At 35.9% G+C, this 17,561-nt stretch carries 14 protein-coding genes; 12 read left to right on the top strand and 2 right to left on the bottom strand.

What is annotated here, in order from left to right:
• Window position 1 precedes the first annotated feature (1 nt).
• The 12 genes from V6S17_RS05010 (at window position 2) to abc-f (ending at window position 14,446) form a co-directional block, all read left to right on the top strand.
• A complete protein-coding gene (locus V6S17_RS05010; RefSeq protein ID WP_051536027.1) occupies window positions 2-736 on the top strand; it encodes a DnaD domain-containing protein in 735 nt (244 codons plus the stop codon).
• Window positions 737-753: 17 nt separating this feature from the next.
• Window positions 754-1,413, top strand: coding sequence for an endonuclease III (nth, locus tag V6S17_RS05015; protein ID WP_029092617.1), 660 nt, complete (start codon window positions 754-756; stop codon window positions 1,411-1,413).
• A 268-nt stretch (window positions 1,414-1,681) separates the two neighbouring features.
• Entirely contained in the window at window positions 1,682-3,508 is a 1,827-nt protein-coding gene (locus tag V6S17_RS05020; protein ID WP_029092616.1) for a beta-glucoside-specific PTS transporter subunit IIABC, read from the top strand.
• A gap of 27 nt (window positions 3,509-3,535) precedes the next feature.
• Complete coding sequence (locus V6S17_RS05025) at window positions 3,536-5,005, top strand: glycoside hydrolase family 1 protein (protein WP_029092615.1); 1,470 nt, start codon at window positions 3,536-3,538, stop codon at window positions 5,003-5,005.
• A 16-nt stretch (window positions 5,006-5,021) separates the two neighbouring features.
• Window positions 5,022-5,873 (top strand): PRD domain-containing protein, encoded by an 852-nt coding sequence (locus tag V6S17_RS05030; RefSeq protein WP_029092614.1) that lies wholly within the window; start codon window positions 5,022-5,024, stop codon window positions 5,871-5,873.
• 177 nt (window positions 5,874-6,050) lie between these two features.
• Window positions 6,051-6,647, top strand: coding sequence for a TetR/AcrR family transcriptional regulator (locus V6S17_RS05035; protein ID WP_029092613.1), 597 nt, complete (start codon window positions 6,051-6,053; stop codon window positions 6,645-6,647).
• A gap of 89 nt (window positions 6,648-6,736) precedes the next feature.
• Window positions 6,737-7,813, top strand: coding sequence for an ABC transporter permease (locus tag V6S17_RS05040; RefSeq protein ID WP_029092612.1), 1,077 nt, complete (start codon window positions 6,737-6,739; stop codon window positions 7,811-7,813).
• Window positions 7,814-7,816: 3 nt separating this feature from the next.
• Complete coding sequence (locus V6S17_RS05045; protein WP_029092611.1) at window positions 7,817-8,485, top strand: ABC transporter ATP-binding protein; 669 nt, start codon at window positions 7,817-7,819, stop codon at window positions 8,483-8,485.
• A 514-nt stretch (window positions 8,486-8,999) separates the two neighbouring features.
• Window positions 9,000-10,343 carry a DEAD/DEAH box helicase gene (locus V6S17_RS05050; protein WP_029092610.1) on the top strand — a complete coding sequence of 448 codons (1,344 nt, stop codon included), beginning with the start codon at window positions 9,000-9,002 and terminating at the stop codon, window positions 10,341-10,343.
• A 17-nt stretch (window positions 10,344-10,360) separates the two neighbouring features.
• Window positions 10,361-11,251, top strand: coding sequence for a deoxyribonuclease IV (locus V6S17_RS05055; protein WP_029092609.1), 891 nt, complete (start codon window positions 10,361-10,363; stop codon window positions 11,249-11,251).
• A gap of 70 nt (window positions 11,252-11,321) precedes the next feature.
• A complete protein-coding gene (locus V6S17_RS05060) occupies window positions 11,322-12,140 on the top strand; it encodes an undecaprenyl-diphosphate phosphatase (protein WP_029092608.1) in 819 nt (272 codons plus the stop codon).
• A 461-nt stretch (window positions 12,141-12,601) separates the two neighbouring features.
• On the top strand, window positions 12,602-14,446 hold the full coding sequence (gene abc-f / locus V6S17_RS05065) for a ribosomal protection-like ABC-F family protein (RefSeq protein WP_036027761.1): 1,845 nt from the start codon (window positions 12,602-12,604) through the stop codon (window positions 14,444-14,446).
• 44 nt (window positions 14,447-14,490) lie between these two features.
• On the opposite strand, the gene V6S17_RS05070 is transcribed toward abc-f, so the two are convergent.
• Both V6S17_RS05070 and recU read right to left on the bottom strand, forming a co-directional pair.
• On the bottom strand, window positions 14,491-16,884 hold the full coding sequence (locus tag V6S17_RS05070; protein ID WP_051536026.1) for a transglycosylase domain-containing protein: 2,394 nt from the start codon (window positions 16,882-16,884) through the stop codon (window positions 14,491-14,493).
• Window positions 16,885-16,903: 19 nt separating this feature from the next.
• The gene (recU, locus tag V6S17_RS05075; RefSeq protein WP_029092606.1) at window positions 16,904-17,512 is read right to left on the bottom strand and encodes a Holliday junction resolvase RecU; all 609 of its coding nucleotides are present in this window, start codon (window positions 17,510-17,512) and stop codon (window positions 16,904-16,906) included.
• Between the last annotated feature and the right edge of the window lie 49 nt (window positions 17,513-17,561).

Below are 17,561 nucleotides of genomic sequence, written 5' to 3' on the forward strand. Positions count from 1 at the left end.
GATGGATTATCAATTTTTAGCTAAAAGCATGATGGCTGGTTCCGTTAACCTGCCTGTACCTTTGTTACAATATCACCACCAATTAGGTTTGGAAGATACAGATGTGTTGTTATTAATTCATCTACATGGTTATATCCAACAAGGCGAATATTTACCACCTATTGCTGAATTAAGTAAACGGATGGCGCTGACACAATCGGAGTGTTATATTAAAATACAAAAACTGATTGATGCTAAAGTACTTAAAATTAACACTGAAATTGATGCACAACGTCGGGTAACTGAAAGATATGATTTAACACCACTGTGGGAAAAAATTGCACTCCAGGTTGTTAATCAAGTTGAGGATGAAGTTGTAGAAGAAAAGCAGGCTCGTGATATGAGTATGTATGCCTTGATTGAGCGAGAGTTCTCGCGACAATTATCACCTATTGAAGGTGAAACAATTGCTAATTGGACTGAACTAGAACATTATGAACCAGAACTTATTAAAGAAGCGTTGAAGGAAGCTGTAATTGCAGGCAAAAAAAACATTCGTTATATTGATCGGATTTTAAGTAATTGGCAAGCAAATGGTGTTAAAACCTTGGATGATGCTAAAGCTGCTAGCCGTGAATTTGGTACTCATACGATGAAAACAAATACCAAATCATCCCCCAATTTAACCAGTGAAGCAAAACCAGCAAAACCATTTAAGATGTATAATTGGTTAGACGATAATAAACCAAAAACATAGGTGTAAAGGAGAATGATATGCTCTCTAAGCAAAAGACAACTGAAGTAATTGCAGAGATGGGTGAGCTTTTTCCAAATGCTCACTGTGAATTGATACATGAAAATCCGTTTGAATTGTTAGTTGCTGTCATGTTATCGGCGCAATGTACAGATAAACTTGTTAATCGTGTCACGGAAAACTTATTTGAAAAGTATAAAAAACCGACAGATTATCTCGAAGTGCCATTAGAAGAACTGATGGATGATATTAGATCAATTGGTTTATATCGGAATAAAGCTAAAAACATTCAAGCAACAGCTAAAATAATTCATGAACAATATAACGATGAGGTACCAGAATCAATGAAAGCACTCGTGAGTTTACCAGGTGTTGGACAAAAAACAGCAAATGTTGTGATGTCAGTGGCATTTGATTACCCAGCAATTGCCGTAGACACACATGTCGAACGTGTTTCTAAACGATTGGGTATTTGTCGTTATAAAGATAATGTTAAAGAAGTGGAAATCACGCTTCAAAAAAAGATACCTCAGGAATTATGGTCGGTATCACATCATCGAATGATCTTTTTTGGACGTTATTTCTGTACAGCACGATCACCAAAATGTCCAGAATGTCCCTTCCTTTCTTTTTGTCGTGAAGGTAAAAAACAAGCAAAAGCACGAGGTTTTGACGGTTGATAAAACAGTAACAGCTACGATTGATAGGCAGCGACACTTTTTTGTTGCTGCTTATTTTTCATCAAACATTGTGGTTGCGCTCTCATTCTAGTCGTGTTATTATAAGGTTAGTTAAAAACAGGCATGTGACTGGTAAAGCAGGCAGGACCTAAATAAAGCAATTTTCAACTATTATCATGAGGTTGAATGTTTTATTTAGTTTCTGCCTGTTTTTTTTGCGTAATATTTGGCCAATATTGCGTAACTACCTAAAAAAGGAGCGTTAGTTATGGATTATAAAGAAACCGCTAAATCAATTTTAAAATTAATTGGTGGCAAAGAAAATGTTTCTCATCTTGAACATTGTTCGACTCGATTACGTTTTACTTTAAAAGATAATCAAATAGTCGATACAGATAAACTTGAAAAAGTAGATGGGGTCATTGGTGTTCGCCAAAATGTTCAAACGCAAGTAATTATTGGGAATGAGGTTGTAGAGGTTTACGATGAAATAAAACCATTAATAGGTGAAGTTTCTCAGACTAATACATCAAAAGAAAAACAAAAAATAGGGGCAGTTATTCTTGATTTTATTATTTCTATCTTCCAACCATTAATACCAGCAATTGCTGGTGGTGGTATCTTAAAATCACTGCTATTACTTGGATCAGCAACTGGGGTGATGAACGACCAAAGTTCAACTTATCAATTATTGAACCTGATCGGTGGCGCACCCTTGTATTTCTTACCGATTTTAGTTGCAATCACAACAGCTAATAAATTAAAAGTGAATCAATTAGTTGCAGTCTCTGCAGTAGGTGTGTTAATTCTACCTGAAGTAACAACCATGCTAGCTGACGGAACATCATTTTTGGGAATGGGAGTAACTAATATTGCTTATGCTTCCCAAGTCTTCCCAGCAATTTTGACAGTTCTATTTTATGCTCAAATTGAAAAACTATTTACTAAAATTTCACCGAAACCGATTAGAATTTTCTTTGTACCTATGATGAGCTTATTAATCACTGTACCAATCGCGCTACTTATCTTAGGCCCATTGGGTTATAACGGCGGTACAGTTTTCTCAGCAGTGATAATTTGGTTATACAATCATTTTGGTTGGGTGGCAACTGGCTTACTTGCGGCAGTACTTCCTTTCATGGTTGTTACGGGTATGCATAAAGCGATGATTCCTTATGCTGTTTCATCAATGAGTAAAATGGGTGCGGAATTATTATATTTACCAGCTTCATTAGCTCATAATATTGCAGAATCGGGTGCGTCGTTTGCTGTTAGTATTAAAACAAAAGATAAAAAATTAAAAGCAACAGCAGTATCAGCAGGTATTTCAGCCTTGTTTGGAATTACTGAACCTGCCTTATACGGCGTAACAATTTTACATAAACGCGTCCTATATAGTGTGATGTTTGCTAGTTTAATTGGTGGTAGCTTTGCTGGAATTATGGCAATCAAAGCATTCGCTCTAGTTGGACCTGGATTGGCAAGTATCACAATGTTTGTTGAAAAAGTAAATCCCATGAATTTAGTATGGGCGTTTGCTACATTCGGTATTTCTTTTGTTATAGGTTTTATTGCCGTATTAATTATCTATAAAGACCCACAAGATGTTTCAGAAGAGGTGTTAAAAGAAAACGGATTAGAACATTTAACAAGTCCTACTAGTGGAGAAATTGTCTCACTTTCATCAATCAATGATGAAGTCTTTGCAAGTGGCATGATGGGTGATGGCCTTGGGATTGTTCCAAAAGAAGGAGAATTGGTTGCGCCTGAAGAGGGTGAGGTAACAATGGTGTTTGATACGAAACATGCTTTAGGATTAAAAATGAATAACGGTGCAGAAATATTGTTTCATATTGGTTTAAATACTGTGCAGTTAGCGGGTGAAGGATTCGAAACATTTGTTAACGTTGGAGATAGAGTAATTAAAGGACAAAAATTAATAGCTTTTGACTTAGATAAAATTGTTGCAGCTGGATATGATCCAACCGTTATTTGTGTCGTTACGAATAAAGAATCCTATCAAGTGAAATCAATACATCAGTCTGAGTCGGTAACAACGGATACGGAAGTTTTATCAATCGTACCCATTGTTTGACAAAAAAATTAATAATAGGAGGACAATATGAATAAAACAAATGAATTTCCAAAAGATTTTTTATGGGGTGGTGCAATTGCTGCCAATCAAGTGGAAGGCGGGTGGAACTTGGATGGTAAAGGACTCTCAGTAGCTGATATTGCAAGTTACAAACCAAATATCGATAATAAAGATTATGCAGCTCATATGGAGATATCAACGTCTAAAATTGAAGAAGCGATTGCCGATAAGAGTGATAAATGGTATCCAAAACGTCGTGGGATTGATTTTTATCATCGTTACAAAGAAGATTTAGCGATGTTTGCTGAATTAGGTTTTAAAACACTGCGTCTTTCGATTGCTTGGAGCCGTCTATTTCCAACGGGTGAAGAAGAAAAACCGAATGAAGCGGGCGTTGAGTTTTATCGCAATGTCTTTAAAGAAATGAATCGTTTAGGTATTAAACCAATTGTGACACTTTCTCATTATGAAATGCCATTATCCCTAAGTCTAAAGTATAATGGTTGGGTAGAGCGTCGAGTGATTGATGATTTTGTGAGGTTTTCAACGGTTTGTTTTAAAGAATATGATGAATATGTTGATTATTGGTTAACATTTAATGAAATTGATAGTATTCATCGTCACCCCTTCACAACAGCAGGCATTATTCCAGATAAATGCACGACAGGTAAAGAAGAACAAGAAGTTTATCAAGCACTTCATCACCAATTTGTCGCAAGTGCATTGGTCACAAAAGTTGCTCACGAAGTGAATGCAAAAAATCAAGTAGGCTGTATGTTGACGAAATTGATGACTTACCCATTAACTTGTGCCCCGCTTGATGTAGAATTAACATTGAATAAAAACCTCGAAAATCATTTTTATACGGATGTTCAAGTTAAAGGTGAATATCCTCGAATGATTGAAATTAATTTGGAAAACCGAGGCATTCATTTAGATATATCAGACGAAGATCGTCGCATTTTAAAAGAAAACACAGTAGACTTTTTAACTTTTAGTTACTATATGTCAATGGCAGAATCTGGTAATCCAGAGGCTGAAAGAACACCAGGTAATACGGTCTTAGGTGTTAAAAACCCCTATTTACCTTCAACTGATTGGGGTTGGCAAATTGATCCTAAGGGGCTGAAAATTTCAATGATTGAATTGTATGATCGTTATAGAATTCCAATGATGATCGTTGAAAATGGTATGGGGTCTGTTGATCGTATTGAAAATGGTGAAATTCATGACCCTTATCGCGTGGAATATTTTAAAGAGCACTTCAAACAAATGAAAGAAGCGATTGATGAAGGTGTTGATTTGATTGGTTATACAAGTTGGGCACCCATCGATTTAGTAAGTGCGGGGACATCACAAATGTCTAAACGTTATGGCTTTATCTATGTTGATGCAGATGATGAAGGTAACGGTACATATAACCGAATGAAAAAAGATTCGTTTGATTGGTATCAAAAAGTGATAGCAACTAACGGGGCTAGTTTAGCTGACGAGTGATAAGGAGTGAGTTTAAATGATTTTAGTGAAAAAAATATTGAACTCAAGTGTTGTTTTGGTAGATAATGATGGACAAGAAATGATTGCCTTAGGTAAAGGGATTGGCTATGGAAAGAAAAATGGAGATATCATTTCAGATTCAGTTGTTGATAAAATTTTCTTGCCAATTGAAGCAAAAAAATCAACCCACTTTGCAGAGTTAGTTAATGAAATTCCAATAAAGTTTTTTGAAATAACGAAAGAGATTGTATCTTTGGCAGAAACTGAATTGTCTTATCAATTAAATCCTTCGATTTATTTAACACTATCAGATCATCTGCACTTTGCTGTTGAACGGAATGAAAAGGGGATTAATACATCGAATCGCTTGTATTGGGAGATTAAAAATTATTATCCAAAAGAGTATCATGTTGGTGAAGTGGCGCTTAAACAAATCAAAGAGAAACACTCTTTTAATTTACCAGAAGAAGAGGCTTCTAATATTGCTTTTCATCTTATTAATGCTCAGTCAGATATTGCTGAAGACCAAGATGGGCTAAGAAAAGCTAAATTAGTTGGTACCATTGTTAATATGGTAAGGTACTCCATTCAACACAACTTAGATACAAATTCAATCCATTATACGCGATTTATTACCCATGTTCGTTTTTTCGTCGACCGTTTTTTCTCAGGAGGCTTAATTCAAGAAAAAGAAGACGAATTGTATCGACAAATGTGGTCGTTATATCCAGCTGCTATGGAGGTAGCAACGAAGGTGAAAAGTTATGTTGATCAAGCCTATAATACAAAGATACCAGAAAATGAAATTGTCTATCTAGGTGTTCATATTAATCGACTAATGAATCATACACTACTAAATAAAGAGTGATAGATAAAGCTATAAAAGCACAATCCTCAACTGGATTGTGTTTTTTATTATTTTATTACATAAATGATTATTTTTTTGTCTATAAGGGGCTTGTAATTGACAAAAAAACGAGTGCCGTCTATGATAAGAATGTAATTATTTATCAGGGTATTGAGTACAAAAAGGAGAGTGCACGGCATGGCACAACCAACCAATCGCGCATTGGAAATGCAAAAGACACGTCAACGTATCGTCGCAACTGCAGAAGCATTATTTATGGATAAGGGGTATCGTTTTGTAACAACCCGTGAAATTGCCAAAGAGAGCAATATCACGCAACCTGCACTCTATCATCATTTTAAAGATAAAGAAATGATCTATGTTGCAGTTATGGATGCTGTTACCACAGATGTTCGAGAGCATTACGCAACATTAAAACTGGATGAATTAGCGCTAAAACCTGCGTTAATTTCGTATTTTGAATTATTGATTGTTAAACATCCTTCTAACTTAGCAATGATGATTAATGATATAAACAGTCAATTTTCAGAAGCTAACCGTCTGTTCTTGTTTAAAATGTGGCAATCGACTTATTTTATTCCAATGACAACGTTTTTTGAAGATCGAATTAAAAAAGGCGAACTACGATTGGATAAAACGGCGTCTTCAATGACCCAGTATACTTTTGGAGTTGTTATGTCGCTAGTATCGTTGAAGCTTCCTCATCAAACGGATGAACAACTTTTGATTAAAATAAGCGAAAGTATTGATTTTTTACTTGAAGGTTTAGTATAATTAAAGAACTTAAGATAAGCCTTTTGCAGAAAAGTTTTTTTTTATAAATTTTCACTTATCGAATGATAAATGAAAAAAGGAGGAATAATATGTTTTTAGGGTGGAAGGAAATTAAGCATGCAAAATTGCGATATGGTTTAATCATAGGGGTTCTTGTACTTGTTAGTTATCTTGTATTTGTATTATCTGGATTAGCAAATGGTCTAAAAGATATGAACCGTCAAGCAGTTGATCAATGGGATGCATCAAGTATTGTATTAACGTCGGATTCTGATGTGAGTTTGACAGCCTCAACGTTAACGCTTAAAGAAGGGAAAGCGATAGATGTTCCTGAGAAAAACAAAGCGTACATAGGTAATATGGCAACAGTTATTAAGAAAAAAGGAACAGAAGATAAAGAAAAAATCACTCTTATGGGGATTGAAAAAAATCAGTTTATCATGCCTGAAATCACTAAAGGTAAGGCCTTTGCCAAAGAAGGTGAAGTTGTTGCTAATGATTCTTTAGAGGATGCGGGTTATAAAATCGGTGATACTTTTACAGTGGCATCATCTGAAAAAGAAGTGAAAATTGTTGGTTTTACAACAAAAGCAAAATTCAATGCCGCGCCAGTCTTATATACATCAATGGCTTCTTATCAAGATTTAAAATATGGAAAAGTTGATGAAAAAAATGCGCCTATTAATGCGGTTGTTTTAAAAGGTGAAGACGCGAGTAAAGTGAAGGTATCTAAATCTTTAGAAGTCACACCAATTGAGACTTTTATTGAAAAATTACCAGGATACAGCGCTCAAAATCTCACATTAAACTTTATGATTATCTTTTTGTTTGTGATTGCATCGATTATTATCGCAATCTTCTTGTATGTTTTAACAATTCAAAAAGTAAGTATGTTTGGAGTATTAAAAGCGCAAGGAATTTCAAGCGCGTTCCTAGCACGTTCAGTTGTTGCACAAACATTTATATTATCAGTTATAGGTGTTTTAATTGGTTTTGGCCTAACCGCAATTACTGGAGTTGCTTTACCTGCTGCAGTTCCAATTTCAATTGATTACGTGACATTAGTCTTTTATGCGCTGATTTTTGTAGCGGTGGCGATACTTGGTGGACTTGTATCCGTACGTACAATTGTGAAAATTGATCCATTAAAAGCGATAGGGGGTTAAGAGATGTCGATTTTAGAATTAAATGACGTAACAAAAACATATGGTGAGGGTCATAAAAAAGTAGAAGCGTTAAAATTAACTAACTTTGTAGCGAATAAAGGTGAGTTAATCGCTATTATTGGACCATCTGGATCAGGTAAAAGTACGTTTCTAACGATTGCTGGTGGCTTACAAACACCATCAAAAGGCAGTATTCTTATTAATGGCACAGATTTTACGAACATGAAAGAAAAACAACGAGCAGCGACACGTTTGCAAGAAGTTGGTTTTATTTTACAAGCATCAAATCTCGTACCATTTTTAACAGTAGAAGAACAATTGACGTTATCGGACAAAGTGAAGAAAAATAATATGAATGCAAAAGAACGAAAACGTTTGTTGGAAGAGTTAGGAATTGAGGATTTACTAGCTAAGTATCCAGCAGATTTATCTGGTGGGGAGCGTCAACGTGTAGCCATTGCGAAAGCTCTTTATACCCAACCAAGTTTGATTTTGGCTGATGAGCCAACCGCATCGCTCGACTCGGATCGTGCATTTGAAGTGATGAAAATACTTTCGCGTGAAACGAAAGAAAACAATAAAGCAACCATCATGGTGACGCATGATCAACGTTTAACACAGTTTTGTGATCGAGTTTATAAAATCGTTGACGGCACCCTAAGTGAACAATAAAAGCAAAATCCACTCATTATAGATAGTGTTTTTGAAATTTAAAAGTTATTAGTGGGTGTAGCTAGAAAACAATAAAAGTAAAACCCATTCATTCAATAACGATTAAATTGGAACCACTGAAAACGATAACAGCCTGTTAAATGGTGACTAGCTTGAATGAAAATGAAGACGGCTATCTGTCCCTACTGATTTTATGGAAAGAAAGTAAGCCATTGACTGTTATAGTTGGAGAAAAAATTAGTGTGATGCTTTTTGAATAACGATAAAAATTCAGCAGCCATTTATGGCTGCTTTTTTATTCTTAGGCAGTGTATAAATAATTCGATAGTGAAAAAAACGGCTAATTTAAAGATAGTTCATGAGGGACTTAATGTGCTTTTTTCATGATAAAAGTAAGCTTTTTTGAAAGAATCTATGAAAACACAAGCCATTTGCGCTAAAATAAGTTATAATTAAAAACGAGTGTAGTGCGAGAGAGAACGTAGAAGGCTCGCCACAAAGGAGAGAAAATCGAATGACAGAAAAAAAATCGAAATTTGATATTTTTGGGTTCAAGCCATTTATTAACGAAGCAATTGCTAAAAAGGCTTTCTTTAAACCAACAAAAATTCAAGAACAATTAATGCCAACAATTCACCGTGGTGAATCTGCAATTGGACAATCACAAACAGGAACAGGTAAAACACATACTTACTTGTTACCATTATTGGATAAAATTGACCCTTCATTGAATGAAGTGCAAGTGATCATCACTGCACCAAGTCGTGAGTTAGCAACACAAATTCACGAAGAAGCACGTCAAATCGCAAAATTATCAGACCCAGAAATTCATACGCGTCTAATGATTGGTGGAACTGATAAGAAACGTGCAATGGGGCAACTCAAAACACAACCGCAAATCGTTATTGGAACACCAGGTCGTATTTATGACCTTATGCGTGAGAAAGCATTAGAAACTTATACAACAACAACACTCGTTGTCGATGAAGCTGATTTAATGTTGGACATGGGATTCCTTGAAGACGTAGATAATATTGCAAGTCGTTTAGCTGAAAAATTACAAATCTTAGTTTTCTCTGCAACTATTCCAGAGAAATTAAAACCATTTTTAAAGAAATATATGGAAAACCCGCGTTATGCGCATATTCAACCTGAAGCGATTATCTCACCAACAGTAACAAATGTACTTGTTGATTTGAAAAGTAAATCGCGCGAACACTTAATTTATGATATTACAAAAACAATGACACCGTTTATGGCGTTAATTTTCTGTAATACAAAAGCTGACGCAGATACTTTAACAGAGTTCTTATTAGAGAAAGAGCTTAATGTTGCAAAAATTCATGGTGGCGTACCTGCTCGAGATCGTAAACGTATCATGAAACAAATCCGTAACCTTGATTTCCAATATGTTGTTGCAACTGATTTAGCAGCACGTGGCATTGATATTGAAGGCGCAAGTCATGTGATTAACTACAACTTGCCAGATGATCCTGATTTCTTTATTCACCGTGCAGGTCGTACAGGTCGTGCAGGACAAGAAGGAATTAGTATTTCAATCTATGAACCAGAAGATGAAGAGAAATTAGTAGCACTTGAAAAACGTGGTGTTGAATTTGAATACAAAAACCTTAAAAAAGGTGAATGGATTCAAATGGCTGACCGTAACCGTCGTAAATATCGTAAAGAAAAACGTGACGATGTTGATCCACGTATTGGTGGAATGGTTAAAAAAGCAAAAGCAAACATCAAACCTGGTTATAAGAAAAAAATTAACCGTGCGATTGAAAAAAATAAAGAACGTGCAAAACGTGCTGGTACTCGTGCTGGTAAAAACTCGCAAGGTAAACATAATTAATTAGGAGGTAGCTTATGTTGAAAATTGGCTCACATGTGTCAATGGCTGGCAAGCGCATGTACGCTGGCGCAGCAGAAGACGCACATAGTTATGGCGAAACAACTTTCATGGTTTACACGGGCGCACCTCAAAATACGCGTCGTAAACCAGTGGAAGAACTAAATATTGAAGAAGGCCAAGAATTAATTGAAAAATATGGTATGAGTGACATTGTCGTTCATGCACCATATATTATTAATCTTGCCAATACGACAAAACCAGAAACCTTTGAATTGGCTGTAGAATTTCTAACAAAAGAAATTTTACGTACTGAAGCGTTAGGTGTTAATCAAATTGTCTTGCACCCAGGTGCGCATGTTGGTGCTGGTGCTGATGTTGGGATTGCTCGTATTATCGAAGGGTTAAATCAAGTGCTTCATGCAGACCAAACAGCTCAAATTGCCTTGGAAACAATGGCAGGTAAAGGTACTGAAATTGGTCGCTCATTTGATGAATTAGCACGTATTATGGATGGTGTGACTCACAGTGATAAGTTATCAGTTACGTTAGATACCTGCCATGTGAATGATGCTGGATATAACATCAAAGAAGATTTTGATGGTGTATTGAATGAATTTGATAAAATTGTTGGTTTAGATCGCTTGAAAGTTTTACATATTAACGACAGTAAAAATGAACGTGGTGCTGGAAAAGATCGTCATGCCAATATTGGTTTTGGAACAATCGGATTTGAAGCACTTAACTATATCGTTCATCACCCACAATTGACAGAACTGCCTAAAATATTGGAAACACCCTTTGTTGGTGAAGATAAAAACAATAAAAAAGCACCTTATCGTTTAGAAATTGAAATGTTTAAGAAACAAACATTCGATCCTGATATACTTGCAAAAGTGTTAGCTGAATAGAAGACTGAGCCACTCTGTGTCATTGGGGTGGTTTCTGTCATAAAAAAGATATGAAAAGAGGAATCAAATAATGAGTTTATGGATTGTCGCAATTGTACTGGGAATCGTTGAAGGTTTGACTGAATTTTTACCAGTATCATCAACAGGACACATGATTTTAGCTGCTGAGTTAATGGGTGTTCAAAACACTTGGAAGCAAATTAATACCTTTGAAGTCGTTATTCAACTAGGATCAATCATGGCGGTAGTTGTGGTCTTCTGGCGTCGTCTTTGGGCAGTTGTAGGTGTTAAAACAGGTGAATACAAAGGTCGTAAGAATCAGTTAAATCTTATTCACGTTATTGTTGGTTGTATTCCAGCTATCATTGCCGGATTGATTTTTGACGATATGATTGATAAGCATCTGTTCTCTTATCAAACTGTTATTATCGCATTAATTGCAGGTGGTATTTTAATGTTGATTGCTGAAAAAGTTGCGCATAAAAATCGTAATTTATCGGAAACACTCGATCAATTATCATATAAACAAGCATTATATATTGGTTTTTTCCAAGTATTAGCTTTGTGGCCAGGTTTTTCACGCTCTGGTTCTACGATGTCAGGTGGTTTAATCGTTGGAGTGGGTCGTAAGACAGCTGCTGAGTTTTCATTTATTATTGCTGTGCCAATGATGATTGGTGCAACGGGATTAAAAGTATACAAAGCACTTGATACAATGACAATGAGTGATGTTCCGATTTTTATTGTCGGAAGTATTGTTGCATTTGTTGTTGCAATGTTAGCGATTGTATTCTTCTTGAAATTGATTGAGCGTGTGACATTACGTGGTTTTGCTTATTATCGCTTTATCATCGCGTTCATCTTTATTTTATACATGATTTTCAGATAAAACTATTTTTAAAAGCAATCAATTGACCGTTTTCACAGCGGTAGTTGGTTGCTTTTTTTAGTGATAGCCTCATCGTATTAGTGGTAGTTTTATTCCAATCAAAATCAATGAAGATCAGTGTGGATATTGCTTCTTTACCTAATTTAGAAGGTATGCTATCATAAAGTTAATAAAGTGAAACGGAGGTGGTTAGTATGTGTTTATTATCTGTGGTTACGAGTGAAAAAAGACAAGCGGTTCTTACATTCACACGTGGTCTTTCTTATGCATTTTTCAACTCACTGGAGGAGTCTGTCAAAAATCATAATAAAGTAAACCACAGCTGATATTACCGTATTAATCACTATTTTAACCCCATTCATTTATGATGAAGGTTATAACTAGAGTCGGATGCTGTTAGCATGCGGCTATTTTTATACACAAAAATAGCTGTGGTTTTCTAATAAACGGAGGAAAACAAAATGTTGATTAAAGCGGAAGCAGTTACAAAAATAATAGGTGGGACACTCATCTTTGAAGATTTAACATTAACAGCGAATCAAAAACAAATCATCGGAATTGTGGGTCGTAATGGTTGTGGAAAAACAACATTACTTAAATTATTAGCAGATGTCGAAACAGCAGATGTGGGTCGGATAATTAAACGTAAAGGGATTAGAACGGGATATTTGCATCAGATTCCACAGTTTGAAATAGAATACACTGGAAAAGATGTCTTACATCTAGCGTTCTCTCAAACGTTGGCACTACAGGTAGAATTAGAAGAATTAGAAAGGCGTATGGTGACACTTACTGGTGATGCGTTAGAGCGGAAATTACTTGTTTATGGTGAAAAACAAGAGGCTTTTATTCAAGCTGGTGGTTATGAGATTGAAGCTAAAGTAAATCGTGTAGTAAAGGGACTGAAATTAGAGTCAATCATTGAGACAACGTTTACCCAACTTAGCGGGGGTGAACAGACCAAAATTATGTTGGGGCAGTTGCTTTTGAGTGAACCTGATGTCTTGTTGCTAGATGAACCGACCAATCATCTTGATATGTTGGCGATTGATTGGTTAGAAGACTATTTACGTAATTTTGAAGGTGCTACGCTTATCATTTCACACGATCGTTATTTCCTTAATGCTGTATCTACAAGTATTGCTGAGATAGAAGACGGTGTTTTGAAGACATACAATGGAAATTATGATCGTTATGTTAAAGAAAAAGAAGCTGAAATCATGCAAGCCTTCCAACAGTATGATGAGCAACAAAAGAAAATTAAAAAGATGCAAGAAGCCATTAAGCAATTAAAAATATGGGCGAATGAGGCATCGCCACCTAGTGCTTCGTTGCATCGTCGTGCTAAGAATATGGAAAAAGCCTTAGCGCGAATTGTTGTGAAAAAACGCCCACCTGTTGCTAAAAAAATGAACCTTAGTTTACAAAATGCTGACCGTGCTGGAAATGATGTATTAGGATTAGAAGCGGTTAGTTTTGGTTACGGTCAGACGCTCTTTAATTGTGTAAATGTATCTATTGGTTGGAAAGACCATATTGCTATTGTCGGTGAAAACGGGGCAGGTAAAACCACTTTATTGAAGATAATGAGTGGTGAATTGTCGCCCGACAATGGTCAGGTGAAAAGTGGAAGCAACGTGAAAATAGGATATCTCTCACAAAAGTTGAATCATCAAGCGACTGATATACGATTAATCGATGCCTTTCGAGAAAATATCAGTATAACGGAAGAAGAAGCGAGAAGCGTTCTTGCTAGCTTCTTGTTTTATGGTTATGATGTCTTCAAGCAAGTTGCTTCATTAAGCGGTGGTGAGCGTATGAGGTTACGTTTAGCGCAGTTGATGTACGAAGATGTTAATGTCCTGGTGCTAGATGAGCCAACTAACCATTTGGATATTGAATCGCGTGAGGTTCTAGAAGAACAGTTAGCTCTATTCAAAGGCACAATTATAGCTGTTTCACATGATCGTTATTTTCTTAATGCCTTGTTTAATCGCATAATCTGGCTAGAAAATCGGACAGCTAAGCTTTATTCGGGCAACTACGACGAGGCTAAGAAGCAACACGGTATCGCTCATGCAAAAGTACCTTTGGAAAAAATTGCGGTAAAAAAAGATTATCGTAATAATACAACTATGCGTGATTATGAAGGAGAATGCTCTAATATAGAGCAACAAATCTCCACTTTGAAGCAGGAAATCACGAACGAATCTAACTGGGAAAATTACCAGGATTTAGAAAAAGAGTTAACAACATTGGAAAAAAAATTACAGGTGCTTTTAAACGAATGGGTCATGAATGAGTAAAGAAAAACGCCACTGAGATATTAGTCTCAGTGGCATTTTTAGTATTATGATTCTTTTTTATCACCAGAATTATTTGTCCTTTTTGGAGGAGTCGCATTGTTTTCTGGTTTATCGTTAGATGCATTACTTTCATTGGAATTGGTTTCTTTTGTTTGTTCCTGACTACTTGAAGAAGAACTTTCGCTTTCTTTTTCTTCAGTAGTTGAAGAAGAACTTTCGCTTTCTTTTTCTTCAGTAGTTGAGGAAGAAGAAGATGATGAACTTTGTTTTTCTGATGATGAAGATTCTTTCTTTTTACTTGTTGATTTTTTTGCTTTATCTATTGGAGATGTTCCATAACTAAATGGCTGTGTTCCTGCTATAAATAATTCAGTTGTTGATGTTGTTCCTTTTGCTGCAAGTAGTGGTGGGTTAGACTTAGCAGCAATACTGAGGCTTAATACATCATCAGGTTGATTGAAATCTTCGGTGCTTGTTTTGCTTGAAATATAACTCATCATTTCACGATAGATCAGTTTGGCATAATTTTGTTCGGATTTTGAAAGATAAACTTTCTTTTGCTCATATCCAGTCCAAACACCCATCGTATAACGAGTTGTATAACCAGCAAACCATGAATCAGGTACACTAGCAGGATCAGAAATACCGTAATCAGACATTTCTTGATCTGTATAGTTAGTTGTCCCAGTTTTACCAGCAGCCTGTAAACCACTAATAGCAGCTGTTGTTCCTGTTCCTTTAGTCAGTGTATCTTTTAACATATCTGTAATCATATAGGCAGTATGAGGTGCCATAACGCGCTTGCTTTCGGGTGCCATTTCGATTGTATCCCCTTGGCGAGTCGTGATTTTTTTAACTGTGTGTGGTTTATTATAAACACCATTATTTGCGAATGCGCCATAACCACCTGTTAGTAGAAGAGGGTTAACTTTGTCATAGGCACCAATTGCAATCGATTCACCTAATTTGTCACGATCAAATTTAAAATCCATTTTTTCCATAAAGTTGAGTGAACGATCGAGCCCAACCGCTTGTAAGGCTTTTAATGCAGGAATATTACGTGAATCGTATAATGCTTGACGAATAGTAATTTTCCCTTGGTAAGAGCGATCCCAGTTATTAATTTCAGCACCATTGCTATATTGATAAGATGAATCATCAAGAATATGGGCTGTAGACCAGTTCAAATATTCAATTGCGGGCGCATAATCTGCTAACGGTTTGAATGTAGAACCTGGTTGACGGTTAATATCGGTTGCAAAGTTAAAACCAAGTTTAATATCTTGTTTAGAATTACGATTACCACTACCAATTGCTAATATTTCACCGTTTGTACTATCCATAAACACAAAACCAGTAGTTAAACGATCATCTGAGTAGGAAATTATTTTGTTTGTTGTTGCTAATTTATCAGCATACTGTTGCGCATCTCTATCTAAAGTAGTATAAATTTGTAACCCATCAGTATAAATATCGTACTTACCATCAGCTTGTACTTCTTTTATAACTTGGGTGATATAGTTATTGTATTTTGAATCTGTTTTGCTATCAATAGATGTTGTACGTTTACTTTCTGGTACAAGTCCAGTGTTGATTGGTTCTGCACGGTACTCGTCCATTTTTGCTTGCGTTAATTTTCCATTTTCAACCATACGTTGCATCACAGTATCGCGACGTTCTTTTGCAGCTTCTGGATGGTCATAAGGATTTAATTCGTTGGGACTGTTCGGAATTCCCACTAACAAAGCCACTTGTGGAATTGAGAGCTGACTTAGTTTTTTGTTATAAAAGTGTTTTGCTCCAGTAGACATCCCATAAACACTGTCGCCCATATATACTTTATTGATATATATTTCAAGAATTTGTTCCTTGCTATATTTTTTCTCTAATTCCATTGCTAGATAAGCTTCTTGAGATTTTCGCTTAATTGTTGCATCGGTGTAATCAAGTAGTGAAAGTTTAATGACTTGTTGAGTTAACGTACTTCCTCCTTGAGATCCAAAACCACCTGTTACGTTAGCTACTGCTGCACCGGCTATACGAATGGGGTCGATACCATGGTGCTTATAAAAGCGCATATCTTCAACGGATATTAACGCATCAGTCACATCGGTAGGCACATCTTTGATATCAATATGTTCTCGTTGTTCTTTACCAATCTTAGCAAAAACCTTCCCCTCGATATCATAAAGATTCGATGACAACGTATCACTTAATGCTTGATCTGTTATTTTTGGTGCAGTATCAGCATATGTTTTGAAAACAATGAGGCCAGCGGTGATACCTACAATCATCAGTGCTAACATCGTGAAGACCAACCATTTTATTGCTCTCCATAGAATGCTTTGTTGTTTATTTTGTTTTTGTTGTTTCTTTTTAGCGGGTTGTTTTTTGTTGCTTTGATTCTTTTGAACCCGTGTTTGTGTTTGGTCCGACATTTAAAAAATTCCTCTCTGTTTACAAGTGATAGACGTTTTTAATCACTTGAATGTAATCTACTCTTGGGTGGTAGCCTAAAATAATAGGATGCCCAGTTGCTTCTATTTCTTTAAGTGCAATTGATTTCCGACCATCGTTAAGCATCCGCTGCCAATAGTAATGTAGTTGTTTGATATCTAATAGATAGGTTGATGATAAGTTTGTGAAGCGGATAATAACAAAGGCGATGCCGGACTGTTCATGGACTTGAAGCATGTGTTTTAATTGATGCTCATGGATATTTTTCAGTGGGAAAGCAGTGCTACTTGTGGTTTCTTTGGCTTCGAAATCAATATACTTTCCTTTAAAGACACCGTTGTAGTCCGTAGTAGACGCTTGTGAAAAATAGGCCTCCGTAATCAATGCTTGTGAACGACTAGGATATTTAACTTTCACAATTTTAATAGGAGTAGGTTTTTTATGTACTACCGCTATGTTGTGAGCTAAATAATAACGATTGCTGTCGTTAAGGTCATCTTCTAAGCTCATCCCACGCTTTGAATGGCTCATTTTTTTTAAGCTTGTTAATTTTTTGGGGGTAGTAGTTAAGGGTGTGTATTTTTTCCCGTTTGAATAATTGATTGTCATACACAAACCTCCCCATCTTAATTTAATAGCAATATCATCTATTGTACCA

The sequence above is a fragment of the Brochothrix thermosphacta DSM 20171 = FSL F6-1036 genome (assembly GCF_036884295.1).
Classification (GTDB): domain Bacteria; phylum Bacillota; class Bacilli; order Lactobacillales; family Listeriaceae; genus Brochothrix; species Brochothrix thermosphacta.